Origin of the sequence: Serratia sp. X3 (assembly GCF_014982455.1) — a bacterium.
GTDB lineage: Bacteria > Pseudomonadota > Gammaproteobacteria > Enterobacterales > Enterobacteriaceae > Serratia > Serratia ureilytica.
Genome location: NZ_JADCNB010000010.1, coordinates 76,017 through 97,465, shown reverse-complemented (window position 1 = coordinate 97,465; position 21,449 = coordinate 76,017). Strand labels below are relative to the sequence as shown.

Below are 21,449 nucleotides of genomic sequence, written 5' to 3'. Positions count from 1 at the left end.
TGGCCACCGGTGTTCTGGTGGCCTTTTTTATTTTAAAACAATTGTTTATAGCAATTAAATGGGTGGCGGTCGTTATCGATACGTTGAAACACTAGTGCTGTTAAATAATGTATACTCGCAGGCATTAGCTAAGGAAGATGTGTCTGAATGGGAAAAATATGTTCGAATTATTTGATGTTGGTTACAATGAGCTAAATGAAGTGCAATCTGATGAGCTTTATCGATTAAGGAAAACAACCTTCAGTGATCGGTTAAGATGGAATGTTGTGTGTAATCACGATATGGAGTTTGATGAATTTGATAATGCAAATACCCGCTATATTCTTGGCCTTTACCATGGACAATTGATCTGTAGTGTTCGTTTCATTTCTCTGAAGTACCCAAATATGATTACGCATACTTTTCGCTCCTGTTTTAAGGATGTAAACCTCCCTCCAATTGGCGTAGAGTCTAGTCGTTTTTTTGTTGATAAAAATCGAGCTAGATTATTGCTTGGAGAGCGTTACCCCATTAGTCAGATTTTATTTTTGTCCATGGTGAACTGGGCTATAAATCACCAGAAAAAAGGCATTCATACAATTGTAAGTCGGGCAATGTTGACCATTCTTAAACGCTCTGGTTGGCAGATAAAGGTTTTGAAAGAAGCACTCCTTAGCGAGCAAGAGCGAATCTACCTTGTTTGGTTACCGGTAGGGCAAGATGAACAAAGCAGAATCGCATCCAAACTTTATATAAGACTTGAACGCTCTCAAATGACATCGTCCCTTGTCACTTGGCCACTTTCGTTGCCGGTATGATTAACCCTAGCTCCGCGCCTAAACGGATGGCTTGCTTGGCATTACTAACACCAAATTTTAAGACGACATTACTCATATGAAATTTAACTGTACTTAACGAAACTCCAATGATAGTAGCCGTCTCGCCATAAGTTTTACCCATACTGGCCCAATAAAGGATCTCGTTTTCTCTAGGTGTCAGTAAAGTTTTTTCCGTTTCAGAAGGACGCAATGCTTTTCCTGCTGCATGAGAGTTAAGGAGTCGGTACATTTGCTCGTTTATATCTATTAATAACATCTGCATGCTGCCGCGTTCAGAAATAAGACGTGCTTCTAAATCGCTTTGTTTATTATCACCAATAAGAATCGACAATAAAGCAAGGTTGTTCATCGGGTCATGTAATACGAAGGTAAAACCATTGACTATATTATAACGCTTTGAAAAAGTGAAAATACGAGTAATCTTAAGATCGGACATCAATGTGATGTTTTCATCCCAAGAGAAGGGGGAGGCTCGTTTGAATGCTGTTAAGATCACTGGGTCCGTAAGTTGTAGGTTGTTGGCTCGATAGAATGAGACCCACTCGTTGGGATAGCTGGAAATGATAAGCACTTTGGAAGGATCTTTTTTCCTAACGACAGTGTATGCGTACTCTAACTCACTGAATGATGAAAGTTTTCTATTGATATAGTCTCTGAGTGTTTCCGTAAGAGGAGACTCCTCGTTGAAGATGGAAAACATAAAAGCTCCATGTGCTGCAGTCACTCCTTAAAGAGCCTGACTGTACTAAAGTATAGTGTTGCTGATACTTTAATACAACTTATGTTGGGATATGGCAAGACTTATAATGATTTCCGTTGGTCGAGAGAAAACTTGTTGTCGGATAATCGAATTATTCAGCCAGCACTTGGGAAAACATTCGCCCCAGATAATATGATGCAAGAAAAATAATATTGCAGGCCGAAGCTCTTAATATATAACGTCAGAATTTTAATTATATTCCAAACATATTGACTACAAGCAATTACTTGGCAGTAGCATGCTGTTGCTCACTGAAATAGGCAGCTAAAACAAAAAAATTGAACGTTGCCCATTTTCAGACATGAATCTTTTCTTTTTGAGAAAAGGTTTTCTTGTGGTGTATGTCGTCCAAACCTGCGCAGGATCGCGTTGGTAATGTGATTATGGAGTGTTGCTGATGTTTTATTGTGATTCGCCCGAACAGGCTCCCATCATTGATTGGGCCAGCCATCGCCTGGTGGACAGGGCGTTTGCCGACACCGGCAAAACGCCTACATTAATCCGTTTTACTCAGGCAAACCCGTACTGCGGGATGCTCTACCTGGCCCATAACTATGCAGCCAGAGATGAGGCCGAGCAAAAATCCCCCGTGTATATCGAATGTAAGGCGTCGCATGAGCTGGCCTGGCCTAACTTCGGGCGCCATTATCAACATCGGTTGACAGGTAATTTGTGGATCACTGACGCAACCCGTCAACTTAACACGCGCCACTGGCCGCTGGCTCGAGTAGCTATCACGACCCTCAGTGCCTTTCTCAGCAGTGGTGCTATTGAATTTGACCCACAGCATCTGCCCGTTGATATCGCTGGGGGCCTGGCATGTTGAAGGCTATCAAAGAACTGCTGGTTGGAACCCGGGCTATGTCGGCAAATCCCACGGCAAGTATTTCAGCCTCTCAATGTCCTTTTGGCTATTTTATGCCGGCATCCGCAGAGCAGCTTTTAAGCACGGTATCTCGTCAGCAGTGCCTCCAACAGCTGTGGGAGAACAGCGCGTTGCCCAAAGATCTCTATGAACATTTCTATCTGCAACCACTGAAGCAACTCGTCACTCTAATGCAGGTGCTGCCAGCCACGTCTCAGGGGGAATATGCCAGGGAAGGAGGGCTGGTTGATGTTACCCTGCAGACGGCAACGTATGCCGTCCGACTGGCTAAAGGGCACATGTTGCCTCCAGGGGCAGCGCCCGAAGAGCAATCGGCTCAGAATGTTCAGTGGAATGTCGTGGTATTTTATGCCGCACTTTGGCACTTCCTGCCGCTGTTGACTCAGCTCCAGGGTGAGCTTCGAAGTGGCCTGGCCTGGTTACCTGGTTTGACGGTGCCGGGTGAACCTTATCGTTTCCGCTTCAGAGCCACCCCGTTGGCCCCGACCCTAACCCGCAGTCAGAGCGCAATAATTGCGGCACGACTACTGCCTGAAGAGCTTATTGAATGGCTGTCAACACTACCGGCGGCGATACATTCGTTGATGATGATAGCGTCCAGGCAACCGAGCACATTACCCGCAATTGACGATATTACTCTGGAGGCGGTCAAACTGGCTCGTGGTGATGGTTTGGCCGTATCGCTTTTACCGATATCTAACCCCGACACATTGGCAATAGCCATAGCATCAGTGGCGCCGGCGACAGAAGATATCACCTTTTCAGTACCCGAGATTGATTTGCAAAGCGCAGTCAACAGTACCCATTTTCCTCTCGCTCAGGAGCAACTGCCGGTAGAGAAATTAGATCAGTCCAACGGAAATGCACCGTTAGTCAAGGAAGTGTTACTTAGCTCGGCTCTGGATGTGTCGGCCAAGGATAAGCCTTTGGCTGAGATGGTTTTGGCGCCAGAAACGATGGCTGGTGTGGAAGAAGATCTGCAGGCGCTGTTGTCATTAATGGCGGCAGAGGTGTCAGTACCGACTTGCCTGGATAACCAAGAAGAGGGAAACGCCCCTCAGAAAGAGAGCCTCCTTCCTGAAGAAAATCAGGGGTCGGTACATGACATAACTAGTGTAATTGATGATGACTGTGTTTTACCAGGCGTAATCGATCCTGAACTATTCAAGAGCACGGTCACAACAACTATTTTAGAAACTCAACATTTATCAAAGGATCCACGGTTAGAAGAGAATAACGTGGAAGATATTTTGGATTCGGAAAATCATGTTGGGAACGTCTTTCTACAGTGGTTGAGTCTTGGGATAAGAAAAGGGGACATATCCGTCAATACCGTAGGTTCCAGAGCGCATATCGTCAGTGGTTTCGTGTTTCTCTGTGTTCCAGACATTTTTCATCTGTATATCAAGGAAAATAAATTGGAGCGTACTGATAGGAGCTCAATCCAAAAGGCATTTGAAAAAATGGGAAGACATCGGATCCGAAAAGGACAGCGATTCTTTATTGGATATATTTATAAAAGGCCTGAGAGAGAGGGCACATATCGTCGTATCAATGGTTACCTGATTAAGGCAAATAGTTTATATGGCGGGGCACGCATACCAGAAGATAGTCAGCTACTCGTGATCCCGTAGTGTTTTGATACAGGGAGAATCTCATAAATAATGTTGGGTAAATCTGACGGATTGTGAGTGGATAAACTAACTCATTCGAGGTTGTGAAATGAAAAGTGAAGAAAAGATGCATGACGAGTGGGAGTTGTTACTCGAGGAATATTTTTTTACCAAACAACTCCGTTCAGCAACGGAATGGAGTTATAGGAAAGTAGCACTAACATTTACTCGTTTTATTGGCGAAGCTATAACACCAGGAATGGTGACGCAAAGGGATGTGTTGCTTTGGCGTAGGCATCTGTTAAAAGAGAAAAACCTTTCGGTACATACCTGGAACAATAAGGTAGCCCATCTGCGGGCAATATTTAATTTGGGGATTAAAAAAGCGTTGGTTCAGCACGGTGAGAACCCTTTTAATGGAACGGTAGTCCGATCTGATACTAAGAAAAAGCGAATATTGACGAAGTCTCAATTGACCCGTCTTTACCTCGTGATGCAACAGTATGAACAGCGGGAGAAGGAGAGAAAATCAGTAAAGGGTAGAAAGTGCGCACTCTATCCTACCTGGTTCTGGATGACGGTATTAGACTCATTTCGATATACCGGTATGCGTAACAATCAGATGATCCACATCCGCCTGAGAGATGTGAACATTGAGCAAGGCTGGATCGAGCTTAGGCTTGAAGGTAGCAAAACACATCGAGAGTGGAAAGTACCGGTGGTTCGTCAATTAAGGGAGCGAATAAAGCTACTCATAATGCGCGCCATCGAGCGAGGTGCTGGCCAGCATGACCTGCTTTTTGACGTCAAAAGGTTCATAAATCCACGAAATACTCATTACATCTATGACGAGAAGAACGTTCTGCAGTCATTTCGTAGCTTCTATCGTCGGTTGTCCAGGGAGAGTGGCTTCGATATTTCTTCCCACCGTTTCCGTCACACACTTGCCACGGAGTTGATGAAATCCCCGGACAGAAATCTAAAACTGGTGAAGGATCTGCTGGGTCACCGTAACGTCAGTACCACAATGGAGTATATCGAATTGGATATGGAAGTGGCGGGGAAAGCACTCGAACAGGAGCTTGTTTTACATACGGATATCACAGCTACGAGTAACTTACAAAGCTTGACACAGGTGTGATTTGCTGTGAATATCACCAGTGATCGAGAAAGGGACGCCTGTGGGCAAACACAGGCATGCTTCTTGAGGAATTCAACTTGCAACGTCGCGGTAGTAAACAGTTATTCTGTTATCTCTTTGACAAGTCGATTCCGTATTAATTACCCGTTAAAGTTCTCATTCTTTAACCAGTGTGCATTGATGCAGAATTAGTGGTGCCCGGACTCGGAATCGAACCAAGGACACGGGGATTTTCAATCCCCTGCTCTACCGACTGAGCTATCCGGGCAACGGGGCGCATTAAACCGTATTGGCCGGATGGCGTCAATCGCTTTCTGTCACAAAGCCGATCGGTTGCTCTATTTTCAGGCAGCGAACCCGAGGCGCTACAGCGTGTGGCGATATCGTCATCCAATAAATATGCATAAAAAACGTGTATTTATACCACTGTGTCAATATTATTTTTCATGTTTGTTGTTAAGTAACAACAAGTTACTATTGCATTAACGCAAGCTCAACCCAGATGATTCTCGCTTGAACCCTGCAACGAATCATGCAATCATTGCGCAAATTTTAGCACTCTCCGTTCCCTGACGGTGTTTCCGCTTCTTATAAGTCAGAGGGTTATTGGCATGACTGGTTTTGTCGCTCGAGCGCTGTCGCGCACCAGACCTTTGACGCCGCCACCGTTCCGTCTTTGCTTGCTCCGAACGCCATCCGTCCGAATACGCCTGCCGATCATGCGGTAAGGCCGCCTGATGCTCGCTGTTAGGCATGCGTAAAGCCAGCGCTGCGGCCCTGATTTTACTGATGCCTGTCGGACGCTGCCAAGACCAGTTCCCCCCGATAGCTGCCTGATGGTCCCCGATCATGAGGCGGTCACGCACGCCGCTTATGCTGCCGTGCCCGGGTATCGCTTTTACCGGGATAACCGCGTTATCTCATTACCGTGCCGGTGGCACACCCTCATCCTTCACCGTTTGAGAGTCAGCATGATGAAAGAATTGAAAATCGCAACCAGCGCCAGCCTGGTCGCCACCATTGAGACGCTGCGCCAGATCGTGCGCGTAGAGCAGACGGACTACACCGACGTGGCGGCGGTGGTGGTGTCGGTCGCCGACGTGGACGCCGGCATTCTGGCGCGCTTGCAGGCGACGGGGTTCGATATTCCGACCTTCGTGGCGGTGGAAGGGGACGAGCATCTTTCCCCGGATTATCTGCCGTTTGTCAGCGGGGTCTTTGCGCTGCTGGCCGGCGCCAGCAAGCCATTCTACATGGCGCAGCTGGAGGCCGCCGCCGACGCCTACGAGCAGGCGCTGCTGCCGCCGTTCTTCAAAACGCTGAAGACCTACGTCGAGATGGAGAATTCGACCTTTGCGTGTCCAGGACATCAGGGCGGCGAGTTTTTCCGCAAGCACCCGGCCGGCCGGCAGTTTTTCGATTTCTACGGTGAAACTCTTTTCCGTTCCGACATGTGCAACGCCGACGTTAAGTTGGGCGATCTGCTGATCCACGAAGGCTCGGCCAAGGATGCGCAAAAGCATGCGGCGCGGGTGTTCAACGCCGATAAAACCTACTTCGTGCTCAACGGCACCTCGGCGGCCAACAAGGTGGTAACCAACGCGCTGCTGACCCGTGGCGATCTGGTGCTGTTCGATCGCAACAACCACAAATCCAATCACCACGGGGCGCTGATCCAGGCCGGCGCCACGCCGGTGTATCTGGAAACCGCCCGCAACCCGTTCGGCTTTATCGGCGGCATCGATGCGCGCTGCTTCGACGAGCGCTACCTGCGCGAGCAAATCCGCGAGGTGGCGCCGGAGAAGGCCGCGGCGGCACGGCCGTTCAGGCTGGCGATCATTCAGCTCGGCACCTACGACGGCACGATTTACAACGCACGCCAGGTGATCGACACCATCGGCCACCTGTGCGATTACATCCTGTTCGACTCCGCCTGGGTGGGCTACGAAGGTTTTATCCCGATGCTGAAAGAGTGTTCGCCGCTGCTGCTGGAGCTGGACGAACACGATCCGGGCATTTTCGTCACCCAGTCGGTGCATAAACAGCAGGCGGGGTTCTCGCAGACCTCCCAGATCCATAAGAAAGACGACCATATCAAAGGGCAAAAGCGCCACTGCAACCATAAGCATCTGAACAATGCGTTCATGCTGCATGCGTCGACCAGCCCGTTCTATCCGCTGTTCGCCGCGCTGGACGTCAACGCCAAGATGCACGCCGGCCCCGCCGGGCGCCGCATGTGGATGGACTGCGTCAAGCTGGGCATCGAGACGCGCAAACAGCTGCTCACGCGCTGCTCGCAGCTGAAGCCGTTTATTCCGCTGCAGGTAGCGGGCAAGGACTGGCAGGATTACGATACCGATCTGATCGCCAACGACGCGCGCTTCTTCACCTTCGTGCCGGGGGAGACGTGGCACGGCTTCGAAGGTTACGCCCAGGATCAGTATTTGGTCGATCCGTGCAAGCTGCTGCTGACCACGCCGGGGATTGACGCCGCGACCGGCCAATACACCGAGTTCGGCGTGCCGGCCACCATTCTGGCCAACTTCCTGCGCGAGAACGGCATCGTGCCGGAGAAGTGCGATCTCAACTCGATCCTGTTCCTGCTGACCCCGGCGGAGAACCCGACCAAGATGGAACAGCTGGTGGAGATGCTGGCGCAGTTCGAACGCTATGTCGAAGAGGATGCGCCGCTGAGCGTGGTGCTGCCGACGGTGTACCGCAAGAACGAGCAGCGTTACCGCGGCTACAGCATTCGCCGGCTGTGCCAGGAGATGCACGATCTGTACGTCAGCTTTGACGTTAAGCAGCTGCAAAAGGAGATGTTCCGTCAGGATCATTTCCCGCCGGTGGTGATGAACCCGCAGGACGCCAACGTGGAGTTTATCCGCGACAACGTCGAGCTGGTGCCGATCGGCCAGGCGGAAGGGCGCATCGCGGCGGAAGGGGCTCTGCCGTATCCGCCGGGCGTGTTGTGCGTGGTGCCGGGCGAAGTGTGGGGCGGCGCGGTGCAGCGCTACTTCCTGGCGCTCGAGGAGGGCATCAACCGCCTGCCGGGCTTCTCGCCGGAGCTGCAGGGGGTCTACATCGAGAAAAAAGATCACGGCTGGAAGCGCATCTTCGGCTATATGATCAAGCCATGAAAAAAGGGCCGGTTCGCACCGGCCCTTCTTCTATCCACGCGGGAAGGGCTACTTTCTGCGGTAGCTCTTCTGCGCGGTATTCACTTTCACCAGATAGCGGCGCGACTCGGCGGCCGGGTGCTTGGTGGTCAGCGTTTGGTACACGTCGCCCGGCTGCATGCCGTTGATGATGCCCACCGCGCGCGTTCTGTCGCTGGAGAACACCCGCAGCACGCTGCCGGCGCCGCCGTTGTAGGCGGTGATCACCGCATAGCGGCGCGAGGTCGGGTTCTGAATGCCGCCCAGGTAGTTGTTCTGCAAGATGGCCAGGTAGGCGGTGCCGGTATCGATGTTGTTCTCCGGATCGAACAGGTAGCTGCGGCTCGGGGTACCCCATTTGCCGCGCATCTGGAACACATCCTTACCGGCGGTGTGCTGCACCACCTGCATCAGGCCCAGCGCGTCCGAACCGCTCACCGCATACGGGTTGAAGCTCGATTCGGTCTGCATGATTGCCAGGATCAGCGATTCGTCCACGCCGTATTTTTCCGACGCCTTGCGCACCATCGGCAGGTATTTATGCGCACGTTTGTCCAGGTGGTTCGGCACCAGTTGGATGGTGACCGAGTAGATGACGTGCAGGCCGGAGGTGCGTTTTTGCAGCTTGGTTTGCAGCAGGTAATCGGCGAAGTGCGCCGCGCGCCATTCCCAGCGGATCGGCGCCCCTTTGTTATCCAGCACCTGGCCGTACAGGAACGGCTCTTTGCTGATCTGGATATCGTTGGCGTCGGAATAGAGGTCGATCGAACCCGGATCGTCACCCATCAGCAGCGTGCTGATGATCGCCTGGCGCAGGTGCGCGGCCGGATCGGTGGTGGCGATGGTCTCGACGGTGATGGCGCCGGTGTCGAAGTTGATGTGGCTGCGGGTTTGGTATTGGTCGGTGTACTTGACGTAGTCTTTCGGCCCGGCGATCAGAACTTCGTTCAGACCCCAGATGTTCTCGATGTTGTGGGCGAATTGGCCCATCAGAATGTCGAAGCCGTTGGTGTCTTTGATCCAGGCTTCGTTGATTTCTTCACTTTTTTTGCCGGAACAGGAGATCAGCAAAGGCGCTATTACGAGCAAAGCTAAAATTTTCTTCATCTTAAAGCCGTTTGGAAGAAGTATAAAAGGATTGAAGCGGGCCAGCGCCTGGCCCCAACAGCGTTATTCGCTCGGCGGCGTATAGCCTTCGATGTGCACGTCGTGCCCTTCGAACAGGAATTTGATCATTTCCTCTTCCAGCAGTTTGCGGTCATCAACGTTCATCATGTTCAGCTTCTTCTCGTTGATCAGCATGGTCTGCTTCTTCATCCACTCGCCCCAGGCTTCCTTGGAGATCTCGTTGTAGATGCGCTTGCCGACGTCGCCGGGATAAAGCTGGAAGTCCTGGCCTTCGGCGTCGCGTTGAAGGAAAGTACAAAAAATGGTGCGGCTCATGCTAATTCCTCGTCGATGGCGCTATCGCCATATAAGTTTTGTTGGATCGGGGGCTGCTTCGCCAGCTGTTGCAACAGGCGGTCCACCGGCGCTGCCAGCCCGACCGACGGCGGCTGCGCTAAGTTATACCAGAGACCCGCGCCCTCATCCATGCCGCTGCCCGCCGCGTCGAGCGACAGCCACATCGGCACGATATCGAGATGGAAATGGCTGAACGTGTGGCGAAACGCGGTCAGCTGCTCCAGGCGCTTGCCTTTCAGACCGCGCTGCTGCAGCCAGAGTTCCAAATCCACGCGCGCGCTGAACTGCGGGAAGCAGAACAGGCCGCCCCACAGGCCCACCGCCGGGCGCTGCTCCAGCCACACGCGGTCGCCGTGCTGCAGCAATAAGAAGTAGGCGGTTTTTTCCGGCAGGGTCTGCTTGGGCTTCTTGCCGGGGTAGTTGGCCCAGCTGTGGTTGGCGTAAGACAGGCAGCCGACGTTGAGCGGGCAGAGTTCACACTTGGGCTTGGAGCGGGTGCAGACCATGGCGCCCAGATCCATCATCGCCTGGTTGAACTGGCCGACGCCCTGGGCTGGGGTGACTTCTTCGCTGATTTTCCACAGCCGGTTTTCGACCTCTTTTTTGCCCGGCCAGCCTTCCACCGCGTAGCAGCGAGCCAGCACGCGCTTCACGTTGCCGTCGAGGATCGGATAATGTTGGCCCAGCGCCAACGACAGCACCGCGCCGGCGGTGGAGCGGCCGACGCCCGGTAAATCGACGATTTCTGCGAAGGTTGTCGGGAACTCGCCGCCGTGCTGTGCGACAATGGTCTGCGCCGCTTTGTGCAGGTTACGGGCGCGGGCGTAATAGCCGAGGCCGGTCCACAGATGCAGCACTTCGTCCAGCGGGGCCTCCGCCAGCGCGCGCACGTTGGGAAAACGGGCCATAAAGCGCTGAAAATAAGGAATGACGGTGGCAACCTGAGTCTGTTGCAACATCACTTCGGAGAGCCATACTTGATAGGCGGTTTTCTCCAGCTGCCATGGCAGGGTTTTGCGGCCGTAGCGCTGGTACCAGTCAAGCACCACCTGTGCGAATTGTTGTGCTTGCATCATGAAGAGTCGTTATCCGGCAGAAAATGAAGCGAGATTGCAGCATAGAGTCATGATGCTGTAAACCGGAACTTTCCGACGCCGCACGGCGGGTACAGAAGATGAACACTTGCTAAACCAATGTATCTTTGCATAATGCGCGTTTCCCTAATTGGCAGCCAAACAGACAGAAAGCACTATGATTAATGACGTCATCTCCCCGGAATTTGATGAGAACGGCCGCGCGATGCGCCGTATCCGCAGTTTTGTCCGCCGCCAGGGGCGGCTGACCAAAGGCCAGCAGCACGCGCTGGAGAACTATTGGCCGGTGATGGGCGTGGAGTATCAGGCTGACGCTGTCGATCTCGCCGCGCTGTTCGGCCGCGAAGCGCCGACGGTGCTGGAGATTGGTTTTGGCATGGGCGCCTCGCTGGTGACCATGGCGGGCAACAACCCGCAGCAGAACTTTTTAGGGATCGAAGTACACTCGCCGGGCGTGGGCGCCTGCCTGGCCGACGCCCACGAGGCGAAGCTGAGCAACCTGCGCGTAATGTGCCACGATGCGGTTGAAGTGCTGGAAAACATGATCCCGGACGGCTCGCTGGACATGGTGCAGCTGTTCTTCCCCGATCCGTGGCACAAGGCGCGCCACAACAAGCGCCGCATCGTGCAAACGCCGTTTGTCGAACTGGTGCTGCGCAAGCTGAAGACCGGCGGGGTCTTCCACATGGCCACCGATTGGCAACCTTATGCGGAACATATGTTAGAGGTTATGAACGGGGTCGCAGGCTATCGTAATCTTTCCAGCGATAATGATTATGTGCCGCGTCCGGATTCGCGCCCACTGACGAAATTTGAATTACGCGGCCAGCGCCTGGGACATGGCGTTTGGGACTTGATGTTTGAGAGGAAAGAATAATGGCTAAGAACCGCAGTCGTCGTTTACGTAAAAAGTTGCACATTGAAGAATTTCAGGAGTTGGGTTTCTCCGTAGCCTGGCGCTTCGCCGAAGGCACGTCGGTGGAAGATATCGACAGTACGCTGGATACCTTCATCGATGAAGTGATCGAGCCGAACGGTCTGGCGTTTGACGGCAGCGGCTACCTGCAGTGGGAAGGTCTGATCTGCCTGCAGAAGATCGGCCACTGTACCGACGAGCAGCGCGAACTGGTGAAAAACTGGCTGGAAGCGCGCAAACTGACCGACGTTAAGGTCAGCGATCTGTTTGATATCTGGTGGGATTGATCGCGCTTGCCCGATGAGCGCGGCTTCGCGCCGCGCCGTTTTATTGATCTAAGGTGCCTTAACGGCGCCTTTGTTTTGCCCGGAGTGTGACCGAGGTGGTAACAACATTGGATAACGCGTTGCTGGAGGAGATCCTGCAACAGGTGCGCCCGCTGATTGGGCAGGGAAAAGTGGCCGACTACATCCCGGCGTTGGCGGAAGTGCCCGCCGATCGGCTGGCGATCGCCGTGTGTACGGTGGATGGCGAACTGTTCCAGGCCGGCGACGCCGCGGAGCGTTTCTCCATCCAGTCGATCTCCAAAGTGCTGAGCCTGACGCTGGCGCTGACGCGCTATCAGGAGCATGAGATCTGGCGGCGCGTCGGCAAAGAGCCTTCCGGCCTGCCGTTCAATTCGCTGCTGCAGCTGGAGATGGAGCAGGGCAAACCGCGCAATCCGTTTATCAACCCCGGCGCGCTGGTGGTGTGCGACATGCTGCAAACCCGACTCAGCGCCCCCAAACAGCGGATGCTGGAGGTGGTGCGTCAGTTGGCCGGTGAAGACGACCTGGCCTATGACCTGCGGGTGGCGCGCTCCGAGTTCGAACACTCCGATCGCAATGCCGCCATCGCCTATCTGATGAAATCGTTCGGCAACTTCGAAAACGACGTCATCACCGTGCTGCAAACCTATTTCCACTATTGCGCGCTGCGCATGAGCTGCGTGGAGCTGGCGCGCAGCTTCGTCTATCTGGCCAATCACGGCCGCGATCTCAACGGCGAGGCGGTGATCAGCCCGCTGCAGGCGCGGCAGATCAACGCCCTGATGATGACCAGCGGTATGTACGACGGCGCCGGCGAATTCGCCTATCGGGTGGGGATGCCGGGCAAGTCCGGCGTGGGCGGCGGCATCGTGGCCATCGTGCCGGGCGAACTGTCGATCGTCGTCTGGTCGCCGGAACTGGATGCTTCCGGCAACTCGCTGGCGGGAACTGCGGCGCTGGAACTGTTGTCTCAACGTATCGGCCGTTCGATTTTTTAATCCCAGTCTGGATGGGAGTCAGGAGAAGCTATGTTGAAGAAAACCGGGTTAGCCTTACTGCTGCTGGCGGCGACTGCCGCGCAGGCGCATGCCGAGTACCAGTGCAGCGTTAAACCCCAGGACGATGTGATCATCAGCCCGCAGAGCGTGCAGGTGAAAGGCGCCAGCGGCGATCTGCAAATCTCGCCGGATGGCGACGTGATCCGCAACGGCCAGGCGCTGAGCCTGAATGACAGCCAGCGGCAGAAAGCCTTCAGTTACCAGAGCGCCTTGCGCAAGCAGCTGCCGTGGATCGACGATGGCGCGCAGAAACACCTGGAGAAAGCCCGCGCAGCGCTGGATAAGGTGATCGTTAAAGAGCTGGGCAGCAACAGCAACGTGCGCAACCGGCTGACTACCCTGAACGGCCAACTGAAACAGCAGATGAACCGCATCATCGAGCACCGCAGCGACGGCCTGACCTTCCACCACAAGGCGATCGACCAGGTGGAGCAGGACGGCCGCAACATCGTGCAGCAGAGCATGGGCGGCGTGCTGCAGGACAGCCTGAACGAGATGGGCGTCAAACAGGCCGCCAACAGCGGCGGCAACCCGCTGCAGGCGATCATGGGCAACCTGGGCGGCTTGCAGAAGGCTATCCAGAATGAATGGAACAACCAGGAGCAGGACTTCCAGAACTTCGGCCGCGATGTGTGCAATCGCGTCACCGCACTGGAAACCCAGCGCAAGGATCTGCTGAAGGCGTTGAAGTAACGGATAGATATCGCATATCCATATCAGAGACGCTGAGGCGAAGCGAAATCCTGGTTGATACCTATCAGGCATTGTTTTGGAGGCTTGGCATCAGTACGGCTAAACGCGTCAGCTTTGAGACGCGTGGGACGAGGATGTTTCCGTTGAGGGATTGCTGAAGGGGCGTGGCGACGTGACGCATCGCCCTCATAATGCCGCCTGAACATGAAAAAAAGCGCTGATCATTCAGCGCTTTTTTTTTACTCGTCGTCCGCCAGGAACAGTTCCAGCAGCGAGTTGAGGAACAGTTTGCCCTTCTCGGTGATCTGCCAGTGCTCCGAGGTTTCTTCCAGATAGCCTTTGGCCAGCGCTTCGTCCAGCTGCGGGCGAATGATGCTTTCCGCCAGCCCGGTGTAGTTGGCGAAGTCGGCGCGCGGCGCGGCTTCCAGCAAACGGAAGCGGTTCATGAAGAACTCGAACGGCCGATCCGCCGCCGCCACCTCATGCTGCTTGTCCATGTAGTCGCCGCGCATGAAGCCGCGCGGGTGTTTGGTCTTGGCGGTGCGCAGAATGCGGCCGTCGCTGAAGGTCACCTTGCCGTGTGCGCCGCAGCCGATCCCCAGATAGTCGCCGAAGCGCCAGTAGTTGAGATTGTGCTGGCATTGGTAGCCCGGCTTGGCGTAGGCCGAGGTTTCATACTGCTGATAGCCGGCGGCGCTCAGCAACTGGTGGCCGCGCTCGAAGATGTCCCACAGCGCATCGTCGTCCGGCAAAACCGGCGGGCGCGAGCTGAACAGGGTGTTCGGCTCGATGGTCAGCTGATACCACGACAGGTGCGGCGGATTGAGGGCGATAGCCTGGCGCAGATCGTCCAGCGCCTCTTCCAGCGACTGATCCGGCAGGCCGTGCATCAGATCGAGGTTGAAGCTGCGCAGGCCAAGATCGGTCGCCAGCGTCGCCGCGCGTTTGGCTTCTTCCGGGCCGTGGATGCGCCCCAGACGGTTCAGCTTCTCGGCGCTGAAGCTTTGCACCCCGATGGAGATGCGGTTGACGCCGGCGCGCTGGTAGCCGCTGAAGCGATCGGCCTCCACGGTGCCGGGGTTGGCCTCCATGGTGATTTCGGCGTCGTCGGCGACGCGAATGCGCGCCCGCACGCCGTCCAGCAAGGCTTGCATCGCCTCGGCGCTCAGCAGGCTGGGGGTGCCGCCGCCGATAAAGATAGTGCTGATTTCCCGGCCGCCGGCCAGCGGCAGGTCGGCATCAAGATCCGCCAACAGATGATCGACATACTCCTGATGCGGCACGTCACCCTTCAGCGCATGGGAGTTGAAGTCGCAGTACGGGCATTTCTGCACGCACCACGGGATATGGATGTAGAGACTCAGCGGGGGCAGCTTAAGCATTGCGCATGGCTTCCAACATCAGCTTCAGCGCCTTGCCGCGGTGCGAAATCGCCCGCTTCTCGTCGCGGCTCAGCTCGGCGGCGGTGCGGCCCAGCTCCGGCACGTAGAAGACCGGATCGTAACCGAAGCCGCCTTCACCGGCGGCCTGCTCGGTGATTTCGCCGGCCCAACTGCCGTGGAACACCAGCGGCGTCGGGTCTGCCGCATGGCGCAGATAGACCAGCACGCAATGGAATTGCGCGCCGCGCCGGCCCGGCGCCACGTCTTTCATCGCCGCCAGCAGCTTGTTGAGGTTCTGCCGATCGTCGGCGTCTTCACCGGCGTAGCGCGCGGAGTAGATGCCCGGCGCGCCGCCCAGCGCATCTACCGCCAGGCCGGAGTCGTCGGCGATCGCCGGCAGGCCGGTGACCTGTGCCGCATGGCGCGCTTTCAGAATGGCGTTTTCGATAAACGTCAGGCCGGTCTCTTCGGCGGATTCCACGCCCAGATCGGTTTGCGCGACCACGTCCAGGCCGAAATCGGCCAACAGGTCGGCGAGTTCGCGCACTTTGCCCGGGTTACCGGTGGCAAGAACGACTTTTTGCATAATGACTACCTTGAAAATTATTCGATGAGCGCCGCGACCACGGCGGGGATCTGTTGCGGATTCACGATGCGTAACTGTTTATGCCGCCCCAGTTCGCCTTTCTCGATGGTGACGTTGCTTTTCGCCACTTTGAACTGCTTGGCGATAAACTTGATCAAATGGGCGTTGGCTTGGCCGTCGACCGGCGGGGCGGTAATGGCGACTTTCAGTTCGTCGCCATGCAAGCCGATAATTTGGTCGCGGCTGGCTTTCGGCTGAATATATAGCCTGATCGCCAGCCCGTCCAGCACGGGAGTGACTGCACTCACAGCAGGAACCAGATCTCGCCGAACACATCCATGCCCAGGTAGTTGATCAGATAGAGGATCAGGATCACGACCATGGCGGAAAAATCGATGCCGCCCATCGCCGGGATGATGCGACGGATCGGCGCCATCAAGGGTTCGGTCAGTTGGTACATGACGTAGTCGATCGGGCTGCGGCCCTGGCTTACCCAGCTCATCAGCGCACGAATGATCATCACCCAGAAGATCAGGTAGCCGGCGGACTTGACCAGCGAGATCAGGCCGAACAGCAGGTTATACGGACTAAGCGACAGCGCGTGGCTTTGTATCAGCAGCAGCAGTGGGTACTTGATGGTCATCAGCAGAAACGCCAGCAGCAGCGAAGCGCTGTCGATAGGCCCAAGCGATGGGATGATGCGGCGCAGCGGACCGACCACCGGTTGGGTGATCTTCACCACAAACTGCGAGAACGGGTTGTAAAAATCGGTGCGCGTCCATTGCATCCAAATGCGCAGCAACAGCACCATCACGTACAGATCAATAACGGTCTTGACCAGGAAAGTCAGCGTTAGCATGAAGTGGTCCTTCTCCTTAACTCGGGGTTATTTAAAATAATTTTTCCATTTCTTGCGCACGGGAAACGGCGGCCTGCATCGCTTGCGCCACGGTTTCCGGCAGTTGGCGTTCGTTGAACACCCGCAGCGCTTCGGCGGTGGTGCCGCCTTTGGAGGTCACCTGCTCGCGCAGTGTGCCCAGCGGCGTATCCGGGTTGGCTTCAACCAGCGCGGCGGCGCCGGAAGCGGCCTGCTGCACCAGATCGCGCGCGGTCTGGCTGTCGAAGCCCATGCGTTCGGCCTCTTTTTGCATCGCTTCCATAAACAGGAAGAAATAAGCCGGGGCGCTGCCCGCCGCGGCGATCACGCCGTTGATGCCATTTTCGTCATCTACCCAGCAAACTTTACCGACCGACGCCATTAAATCGGCGGTGTAGTCGCGATCCTGTTGGCTGACCTGCGCCGGCGCGTACAGCCCGCTCATGCCCTTGCCGACCAGCGACGGGGTGTTGGGCATGATGCGCACGATGTCCAGTTGGTCGCCGAGCAACTGATAGAAACGGCTGACCTGAATACCGGCGGCGATCGACAGCACCAGTTTGCCGCCGAAATCGACCTGTTCGCGCAGCGGCTGACACACGTCGGCCATCATCTGCGGTTTGACCGCCAGCACCACGACGTCGGCTTCACGCGCGCAGGCGACGTTGTCGCCGCTGCTGACGATGCCGTAGTCCGCCGCCAGCGCGTCACGGTTTTTCGGCGAAGGGGCGCAGACGCTGATGGATTTGGCCGGATAGCCGCCCGCGACCAGGCCGGCGATGATTGCACGCGCCATGTTGCCGGCGCCGATAAAGGTAATCTTGCGATGTTGCATCAAATCCCTCGTCTGTTTGTCAGGCCTGCGAGTAGTCGCGGGCGCCAAAAATTGCGGTGCCGATGCGCACCAGGGTGCTGCCTGCGGCGATCGCTGCCGCCATATCGTCCGTCATGCCCATCGACAGCGTATCGGCCTGCGGATAACGCTGACGCAGGGCGAGAAATGCGTCGTTCATCCGGCTGAATACCGCCAACTGCCGCTGATAATCCGTTTCCGGCGCCGGGATGGCCATCAGGCCGCGCAGCGCCAGATTCGGCAGCGCAGCGATTGCGTCGGCCAACGCCGGCAGTTCGTTCAACGCGATGCCGGATTTGCTCTGCTCATCGCTGATGTTGATTTGAATCAGCACGTTGAGCGGCGGCATGTCGGCCGGGCGCTGATCGCTCAGGCGCTGGGCGATGCGAAGTCGATCCACGGTATGACACCAGGCGAAGTGTTCCGCCACCAGCCGACTCTTATTGGATTGCAGCGGGCCGATAAAGTGCCACACCAACTCGCCGCCCTGCGGCGACTCGGCGAAATGCCGGATCTTGTCTACCCCTTCCTGCACGTAGTTCTCGCCGAAGGCGCGCTGGCCGGCGGCGATGGCTTCTTCGATCGCCGCCACAGGTTTGGTTTTGCTGACTGCAAGCAGAGCAACGTCTTCCGGCGCCCGCGCGCAGTTTTGCGCGGCGGCCGCGATGCGGTTTCTGACATCCTGCAGGTTCTGTTGGATAGTGCTCATTATTGACCCGGGAGAGTGATATGGATATCGATGAATTCGTGGCCCTTAGTGTAAAGCATAATGCTTCCGATCTGCACCTTTGTGCCGGTCATCCGCCGATGTTGCGCATCGACGGTGAACTGCAGCCGCTGGCGGCGGTGCCAACGCTGACGGCGCAAGGCGCGCAGGCCCTCTGTGACGGATTGCTGAATGCGCAGCAGCGCGAGAGCCTGCGGCGGCTGGGGCAGGTCGATCTGGCGTTGCACAGGCCGAGCGGGGAGCGGTTGCGCGCCAACGTTTTTCAACAAAGCGCGGGGATTTCTCTCGCGTTGCGGCGTATCGCCGGGCAATCGCCTTCGCTTGCCGAGCTGGCGGCGCCGGCCATCGTCCCGGCGCTGCTGCGGCGCGCCGACGGATTGATCCTGGTCACTGGCGCCACCGGCAGCGGCAAGTCCACCACGCTGGCGGCGATGATCGACGAGATCAACCGGCACCAGCCGCGGCATATTTTGACGCTGGAAGATCCGATCGAGTTTCTGCACCGCAGCCGGCGATCGCTGATCCAGCAGCGGGAGATCGGCCGCGACAGCCACAGCTTCGATGCGGCGTTGCGCGCCGCGCTGCGCGAAGATCCGGATGTGATCCTGCTGGGCGAGCTGCGCGATACCGCCACCATCCGGCTGGCGCTCACTGCGGCGGAGACTGGCCACCTGGTGCTGGCGACGCTGCACACCCGCAGCGCGCCGCAGGCGGTGGAACGGCTGGTGGACGTGTTTCCGGCGGAAGAGAAACCCTATGTGCGCGCCCAGCTGGCGGGCAGCCTGCAAGCGGTGATCGCGCAAAAGCTGATGAGACGCCTCGGCGGCGGACGAGTGGCGATCTTTGAAGTGCTGACGGCGACGGCGGCGGTCAGCAACCTGATCCGTGAAGGGAAAACGCATCAGTTGGCGAGCGTGTTGCAAACCGGCGCGCAGTCCGGCATGCAAACCTTTGAGCAAGGTTTGCAGCAGCGGATCGACGCCGGTGTGTTGGGGGACTGCGCGGGGGAGGGAACGGGCGTTTAGCCCAGCTGCCGTTCGAACCAGCTTTCGAGGATAACCACCGCAGAGGCGGAATCCACGCTGCCTTTATCAAGCGCGCGGAAGCCGCCGCGATCGAACAGGTTGGCGCGCGCCTCTACGGTGCTCAGACGCTCGTCATGCAGATCGATCTGGATGCCGAAGCGGCCGTGCAGGCGGTTGGCGAACTTGCGCGCCTGGGCGGTAACGGGCTGTTCGGTGCCGTCCATGTTCAGCGGCAGGCCGACCACCACCAAATCCGGCTGCCACTCCTTCAGCAGTTTTTCGATTTTCAGCCAGTCCGGCGAACCGTCCTGCGCTTTGAAAGCCGGCAGGGCGCGGGCGCTGCCGGTCAACTCCTGGCCGACGGCCGCGCCGATGCTTTTGGTGCCAAAGTCGAAGGCGATAATGGTGCGGTTACTCATCAGGCGTGTCCTGCGTGGTTGGCGATGCTGCGAATGTCGATACCCAAAAGGTTCCCCGCCTCGCGCCAGCGGCTGGCGATCGGCGTGCGGAACAGAATGTCGGTGTTGGCTTCGATGGTCAGCCAGGCGTTTTCCAATACTTCCTGCTCCAACTGGCCCTTTTCCCAGCCTGCATAGCCCAGCGCTACCAGCACGTCGTCCGGTTGTTCCGGGGTGCCGAGCGTCTCCAGCACGTCTTTCGAGGTGGTGATCATGGTGTTGGGAGAAATTTGAATGCTGGCGCCAAAGCCGTGGCGCGGCGTATGCAGGATAAACCCGCGATCGTCCGCCAGGGGGCCGCCGGCGAACACCGGTTTGTCCAGGCTGATGGCCGGATCGCGCGCAGGCGGCATGATCTTCAGCTTGCTCAGCACCGTGGCTACCGTGAACTGCTCCACCGGTTTATTGATCACCAAACCCATGGCGCCTTCTTCATTGTGCTCGCAAATGTAAATCACCGAGCGCTTGAAGCGAGGATCCTGCAGCGTTGGCATGGCGATCAGAAAATGGTGCTGTAAATTCATGGCGTTAGTATAAGGTAATCAATGGGTGAGAAAATAAACAGCCGCCAGTATGCGGCTATACCCGCCGCCTTTCAAGCCGCTGCCGGAAAGGCGGGCTTTGGCGGGCGCGATACAGGATAGCGGGCGGCATGCCGCCCGCATGACGCATTACTTCGCCGCCAGGCGCTTTTCAATGGCGTCCATCAGCATGCCGGTAATCGAAATCGGGAATGCCGCCTCGATCTCGCGCGCACAGGTTGGGCTGGTGACGTTGATTTCGGTCAGGCGATCGCCGATCACGTCCAGACCGACGAAGATCAGCCCTTTCTCTTTCAGCGTCGGGGCGACGGCGCGGGCGATTTTCCAGTCGCTTTCGCTCAGCGGGCGCGCTTCGCCGCGGCCGCCGGCCGCCAGGTTGCCGCGGGTCTCACCCTGCGCCGGAATGCGCGCCAGGCAGTAAGGCACCGGCTCGCCGTCCACCACCAGGATGCGCTTGTCGCCGTCCTTGATCGCCGGCAGGAAGTTCTGCGCCATGCAGAAACGGCTGCCGTGTTCGGTCAGGGTTTCGATGATCACCGACAGGTTAGGATCGTCCTGCTTCACGCGGAAGATAGACGCGCCGCCCATGCCGTCCAGCGGTTTCAGGATGATGTCGCCGTGCTGCTGGTGGAATTTGCGGATGTGCGCGGTGCTGCGGCTGACCAGCGTATCCGGCGTCAGTTCCGAAAACCAGGCGGTGAACAGCTTCTCGTTGCAGTCGCGCAGGCTTTGCGGCTTGTTGACCACCAGCGTGCCTTTGACTTCGGCGCGTTCCAGAATGTAGGTCGCGTAGATGTATTCGGTATCGAACGGCGGATCCTTGCGCATCAGGATCACGTCCAGCTCGTGCAGCGCCAGATCCTGCTCGGCGCCGAAGCTGAACCAGCTCTCCTTGTCTTCCTTCACGCTCAGCAGGCGGGTGCGGGCGCGCCCGTCGCCGGCATGCAGATAGAGATCGTTCATCTCCATGTAGTGCAATTCGTAACCGCGGCGCTGCGCTTCGAGCAGCATGGCGAAGCTGGTGTCTTTCTTGATGTTGATGGAATCGATAGGGTCCATCACGATGCCGAGCTTAATCATCTTTTCTCCT

The 21,449-nt window shown here is 56.5% G+C and carries 23 protein-coding genes, 1 tRNA gene and 1 pseudogene; 11 read left to right on the top strand and 14 right to left on the bottom strand.

Features of this window, described 5'->3' with window-relative positions; genetic code table 11:
• Positions 1 to 158: 158 nt before the first annotated feature.
• Positions 159 to 797, top strand: coding sequence for an acyl-homoserine-lactone synthase (locus IMX17_RS23625; protein ID WP_182265376.1), 639 nt, complete (start codon positions 159 to 161; stop codon positions 795 to 797).
• Here IMX17_RS23625 and IMX17_RS23620 read toward each other — a convergent pair.
• Positions 769 to 1,518: a LuxR family transcriptional regulator gene (locus IMX17_RS23620; protein ID WP_182265375.1), complete on the bottom strand. Its 750-nt coding sequence runs from the start codon at positions 1,516 to 1,518 to the stop codon at positions 769 to 771. The two genes, IMX17_RS23625 and IMX17_RS23620, sit on opposite strands and share 29 nt — an antisense overlap.
• Positions 1,519 to 1,975: 457 nt before the next feature.
• On the opposite strand from IMX17_RS23620, the gene IMX17_RS23615 reads away from it, so the two are divergent.
• The 3 genes from IMX17_RS23615 to IMX17_RS23605 all read left to right on the top strand — a co-directional run bounded on the left by IMX17_RS23615 (position 1,976) and on the right by IMX17_RS23605 (position 5,218).
• Positions 1,976 to 2,404, top strand: coding sequence for a hypothetical protein (locus IMX17_RS23615; protein WP_227414681.1), 429 nt, complete (start codon positions 1,976 to 1,978; stop codon positions 2,402 to 2,404).
• On the top strand, positions 2,398 to 4,098 hold the full coding sequence (locus IMX17_RS23610; RefSeq protein ID WP_182265374.1) for a TraI domain-containing protein: 1,701 nt from the start codon (positions 2,398 to 2,400) through the stop codon (positions 4,096 to 4,098). The genes IMX17_RS23615 and IMX17_RS23610 overlap by 7 nt, the downstream gene beginning before the upstream one ends.
• Before the next feature lie 88 nt (positions 4,099 to 4,186).
• Entirely contained in the window at positions 4,187 to 5,218 is a 1,032-nt protein-coding gene (locus IMX17_RS23605; protein ID WP_182265373.1) for a site-specific integrase, read from the top strand.
• A gap of 192 nt (positions 5,219 to 5,410) precedes the next feature.
• Here the strand turns inward: IMX17_RS23605 and IMX17_RS23600 are convergent.
• Positions 5,411 to 5,486, bottom strand: a tRNA-Phe gene (locus tag IMX17_RS23600).
• A gap of 706 nt (positions 5,487 to 6,192) precedes the next feature.
• On the opposite strand from IMX17_RS23600, the gene speF reads away from it, so the two are divergent.
• On the top strand, positions 6,193 to 8,358 hold the full coding sequence (speF, locus tag IMX17_RS23595) for an ornithine decarboxylase SpeF (RefSeq protein WP_193550285.1): 2,166 nt from the start codon (positions 6,193 to 6,195) through the stop codon (positions 8,356 to 8,358).
• A gap of 48 nt (positions 8,359 to 8,406) precedes the next feature.
• Here speF and mltC read toward each other — a convergent pair whose 3' ends face one another.
• The 3 genes from mltC to mutY all read right to left on the bottom strand — a co-directional run bounded on the left by mltC (position 8,407) and on the right by mutY (position 10,916).
• Entirely contained in the window at positions 8,407 to 9,483 is a 1,077-nt protein-coding gene (gene mltC / locus IMX17_RS23590; RefSeq protein WP_033644661.1) for a membrane-bound lytic murein transglycosylase MltC, read from the bottom strand.
• A 63-nt stretch (positions 9,484 to 9,546) separates the two neighbouring features.
• Positions 9,547 to 9,819, bottom strand: coding sequence for an oxidative damage protection protein (locus IMX17_RS23585; protein WP_004937404.1), 273 nt, complete (start codon positions 9,817 to 9,819; stop codon positions 9,547 to 9,549).
• Positions 9,816 to 10,916, bottom strand: a complete 1,101-nt coding sequence (gene mutY / locus IMX17_RS23580) for an A/G-specific adenine glycosylase (RefSeq protein ID WP_046897316.1) — start codon at positions 10,914 to 10,916, stop codon at positions 9,816 to 9,818. Before mutY ends, IMX17_RS23585 begins: the two co-directional genes overlap by 4 nt.
• A gap of 175 nt (positions 10,917 to 11,091) precedes the next feature.
• Between mutY and trmB the strand changes: the two genes are divergently transcribed.
• From trmB to IMX17_RS25300, 5 genes and pseudogenes are all read left to right on the top strand, one after another.
• Positions 11,092 to 11,811 carry a tRNA (guanosine(46)-N7)-methyltransferase TrmB gene (gene trmB / locus IMX17_RS23575; RefSeq protein ID WP_004937410.1) on the top strand — a complete coding sequence of 240 codons (720 nt, stop codon included), beginning with the start codon at positions 11,092 to 11,094 and terminating at the stop codon, positions 11,809 to 11,811.
• Entirely contained in the window at positions 11,811 to 12,137 is a 327-nt protein-coding gene (locus IMX17_RS23570) for a YggL family protein (protein ID WP_019456098.1), read from the top strand. The genes trmB and IMX17_RS23570 overlap by 1 nt, the downstream gene beginning before the upstream one ends.
• Before the next feature lie 95 nt (positions 12,138 to 12,232).
• Positions 12,233 to 13,156 carry a glutaminase B gene (gene glsB, locus IMX17_RS23565; protein ID WP_193550280.1) on the top strand — a complete coding sequence of 308 codons (924 nt, stop codon included), beginning with the start codon at positions 12,233 to 12,235 and terminating at the stop codon, positions 13,154 to 13,156.
• Between the two features lie 30 nt (positions 13,157 to 13,186).
• Entirely contained in the window at positions 13,187 to 13,909 is a 723-nt protein-coding gene (locus tag IMX17_RS23560) for a DUF2884 domain-containing protein (protein ID WP_193550279.1), read from the top strand.
• Between the two features lie 118 nt (positions 13,910 to 14,027).
• Positions 14,028 to 14,111, top strand: a pseudogene (locus IMX17_RS25300) (DUF2442 domain-containing protein); the annotation flags it as partial.
• 37 nt (positions 14,112 to 14,148) lie between these two features.
• Here the strand turns inward: IMX17_RS25300 and hemW are convergent.
• Genes hemW through IMX17_RS23530 form a run of 6 tightly spaced genes read right to left on the bottom strand, consistent with a single transcriptional unit; the run spans position 14,149 to position 18,316 of the window.
• Positions 14,149 to 15,291: a radical SAM family heme chaperone HemW gene (hemW, locus tag IMX17_RS23555; protein WP_193550278.1), complete on the bottom strand. Its 1,143-nt coding sequence runs from the start codon at positions 15,289 to 15,291 to the stop codon at positions 14,149 to 14,151.
• Positions 15,284 to 15,877, bottom strand: a complete 594-nt coding sequence (locus IMX17_RS23550) for an XTP/dITP diphosphatase (protein WP_193550277.1) — start codon at positions 15,875 to 15,877, stop codon at positions 15,284 to 15,286. The genes hemW and IMX17_RS23550 overlap by 8 nt, the downstream gene beginning before the upstream one ends.
• Positions 15,878 to 15,894: 17 nt before the next feature.
• Positions 15,895 to 16,185 (bottom strand): DUF167 family protein YggU, encoded by a 291-nt coding sequence (gene yggU, locus IMX17_RS23545; protein ID WP_004948014.1) that lies wholly within the window; start codon positions 16,183 to 16,185, stop codon positions 15,895 to 15,897.
• Positions 16,182 to 16,736: a YggT family protein gene (locus tag IMX17_RS23540; protein WP_042785370.1), complete on the bottom strand. Its 555-nt coding sequence runs from the start codon at positions 16,734 to 16,736 to the stop codon at positions 16,182 to 16,184. Before IMX17_RS23540 ends, yggU begins: the two co-directional genes overlap by 4 nt.
• A gap of 31 nt (positions 16,737 to 16,767) precedes the next feature.
• The gene (gene proC / locus IMX17_RS23535; RefSeq protein ID WP_046897320.1) at positions 16,768 to 17,589 is read right to left on the bottom strand and encodes a pyrroline-5-carboxylate reductase; all 822 of its coding nucleotides are present in this window, start codon (positions 17,587 to 17,589) and stop codon (positions 16,768 to 16,770) included.
• 19 nt (positions 17,590 to 17,608) lie between these two features.
• Positions 17,609 to 18,316, bottom strand: coding sequence for a YggS family pyridoxal phosphate-dependent enzyme (locus IMX17_RS23530; RefSeq protein ID WP_042785369.1), 708 nt, complete (start codon positions 18,314 to 18,316; stop codon positions 17,609 to 17,611).
• A 20-nt stretch (positions 18,317 to 18,336) separates the two neighbouring features.
• Between IMX17_RS23530 and IMX17_RS23525 the strand changes: the two genes are divergently transcribed.
• The gene (locus tag IMX17_RS23525; protein WP_193550276.1) at positions 18,337 to 19,359 is read left to right on the top strand and encodes a type IV pilus twitching motility protein PilT; all 1,023 of its coding nucleotides are present in this window, start codon (positions 18,337 to 18,339) and stop codon (positions 19,357 to 19,359) included.
• On the opposite strand, the gene ruvX is transcribed toward IMX17_RS23525, so the two are convergent.
• The 3 genes from ruvX to gshB all read right to left on the bottom strand — a co-directional run bounded on the left by ruvX (position 19,356) and on the right by gshB (position 21,439).
• Positions 19,356 to 19,778, bottom strand: a complete 423-nt coding sequence (gene ruvX / locus IMX17_RS23520; protein ID WP_015379046.1) for a Holliday junction resolvase RuvX — start codon at positions 19,776 to 19,778, stop codon at positions 19,356 to 19,358. The genes IMX17_RS23525 and ruvX overlap by 4 nt on opposite strands.
• The gene (locus IMX17_RS23515) at positions 19,778 to 20,341 is read right to left on the bottom strand and encodes a YqgE/AlgH family protein (RefSeq protein ID WP_004937452.1); all 564 of its coding nucleotides are present in this window, start codon (positions 20,339 to 20,341) and stop codon (positions 19,778 to 19,780) included. The genes ruvX and IMX17_RS23515 overlap by 1 nt, the downstream gene beginning before the upstream one ends.
• Positions 20,342 to 20,488: 147 nt before the next feature.
• On the bottom strand, positions 20,489 to 21,439 hold the full coding sequence (gene gshB / locus IMX17_RS23510) for a glutathione synthase (protein WP_046897322.1): 951 nt from the start codon (positions 21,437 to 21,439) through the stop codon (positions 20,489 to 20,491).
• Positions 21,440 to 21,449: the final 10 nt, after the last annotated feature.

Coding starts and splice junctions, on each gene's coding strand:
- IMX17_RS23625 (WP_182265376.1), top strand. CDS start 159: ATGTTCGAATTATTTGATGTTGGTTACAATGAGCTAAATGAAGTGCAA.
- IMX17_RS23620 (WP_182265375.1), bottom strand. CDS start 1,518: ATGTTTTCCATCTTCAACGAGGAGTCTCCTCTTACGGAAACACTCAGA.
- IMX17_RS23615 (WP_227414681.1), top strand. CDS start 1,976: ATGTTTTATTGTGATTCGCCCGAACAGGCTCCCATCATTGATTGGGCC.
- IMX17_RS23610 (WP_182265374.1), top strand. CDS start 2,398: ATGTTGAAGGCTATCAAAGAACTGCTGGTTGGAACCCGGGCTATGTCG.
- IMX17_RS23605 (WP_182265373.1), top strand. CDS start 4,187: ATGAAAAGTGAAGAAAAGATGCATGACGAGTGGGAGTTGTTACTCGAG.
- speF (WP_193550285.1), top strand. CDS start 6,193: ATGAAAGAATTGAAAATCGCAACCAGCGCCAGCCTGGTCGCCACCATT.
- mltC (WP_033644661.1), bottom strand. CDS start 9,483: ATGAAGAAAATTTTAGCTTTGCTCGTAATAGCGCCTTTGCTGATCTCC.
- IMX17_RS23585 (WP_004937404.1), bottom strand. CDS start 9,819: ATGAGCCGCACCATTTTTTGTACTTTCCTTCAACGCGACGCCGAAGGC.
- mutY (WP_046897316.1), bottom strand. CDS start 10,916: ATGATGCAAGCACAACAATTCGCACAGGTGGTGCTTGACTGGTACCAG.
- trmB (WP_004937410.1), top strand. CDS start 11,092: ATGATTAATGACGTCATCTCCCCGGAATTTGATGAGAACGGCCGCGCG.
- IMX17_RS23570 (WP_019456098.1), top strand. CDS start 11,811: ATGGCTAAGAACCGCAGTCGTCGTTTACGTAAAAAGTTGCACATTGAA.
- IMX17_RS23560 (WP_193550279.1), top strand. CDS start 13,187: ATGTTGAAGAAAACCGGGTTAGCCTTACTGCTGCTGGCGGCGACTGCC.
- hemW (WP_193550278.1), bottom strand. CDS start 15,291: ATGCTTAAGCTGCCCCCGCTGAGTCTCTACATCCATATCCCGTGGTGC.
- IMX17_RS23550 (WP_193550277.1), bottom strand. CDS start 15,877: ATGCAAAAAGTCGTTCTTGCCACCGGTAACCCGGGCAAAGTGCGCGAA.
- IMX17_RS23540 (WP_042785370.1), bottom strand. CDS start 16,736: ATGCTAACGCTGACTTTCCTGGTCAAGACCGTTATTGATCTGTACGTG.
- proC (WP_046897320.1), bottom strand. CDS start 17,589: ATGCAACATCGCAAGATTACCTTTATCGGCGCCGGCAACATGGCGCGT.
- IMX17_RS23530 (WP_042785369.1), bottom strand. CDS start 18,316: ATGAGCACTATCCAACAGAACCTGCAGGATGTCAGAAACCGCATCGCG.
- IMX17_RS23525 (WP_193550276.1), top strand. CDS start 18,337: ATGGATATCGATGAATTCGTGGCCCTTAGTGTAAAGCATAATGCTTCC.
- ruvX (WP_015379046.1), bottom strand. CDS start 19,778: ATGAGTAACCGCACCATTATCGCCTTCGACTTTGGCACCAAAAGCATC.
- IMX17_RS23515 (WP_004937452.1), bottom strand. CDS start 20,341: ATGAATTTACAGCACCATTTTCTGATCGCCATGCCAACGCTGCAGGAT.
- gshB (WP_046897322.1), bottom strand. CDS start 21,439: ATGATTAAGCTCGGCATCGTGATGGACCCTATCGATTCCATCAACATC.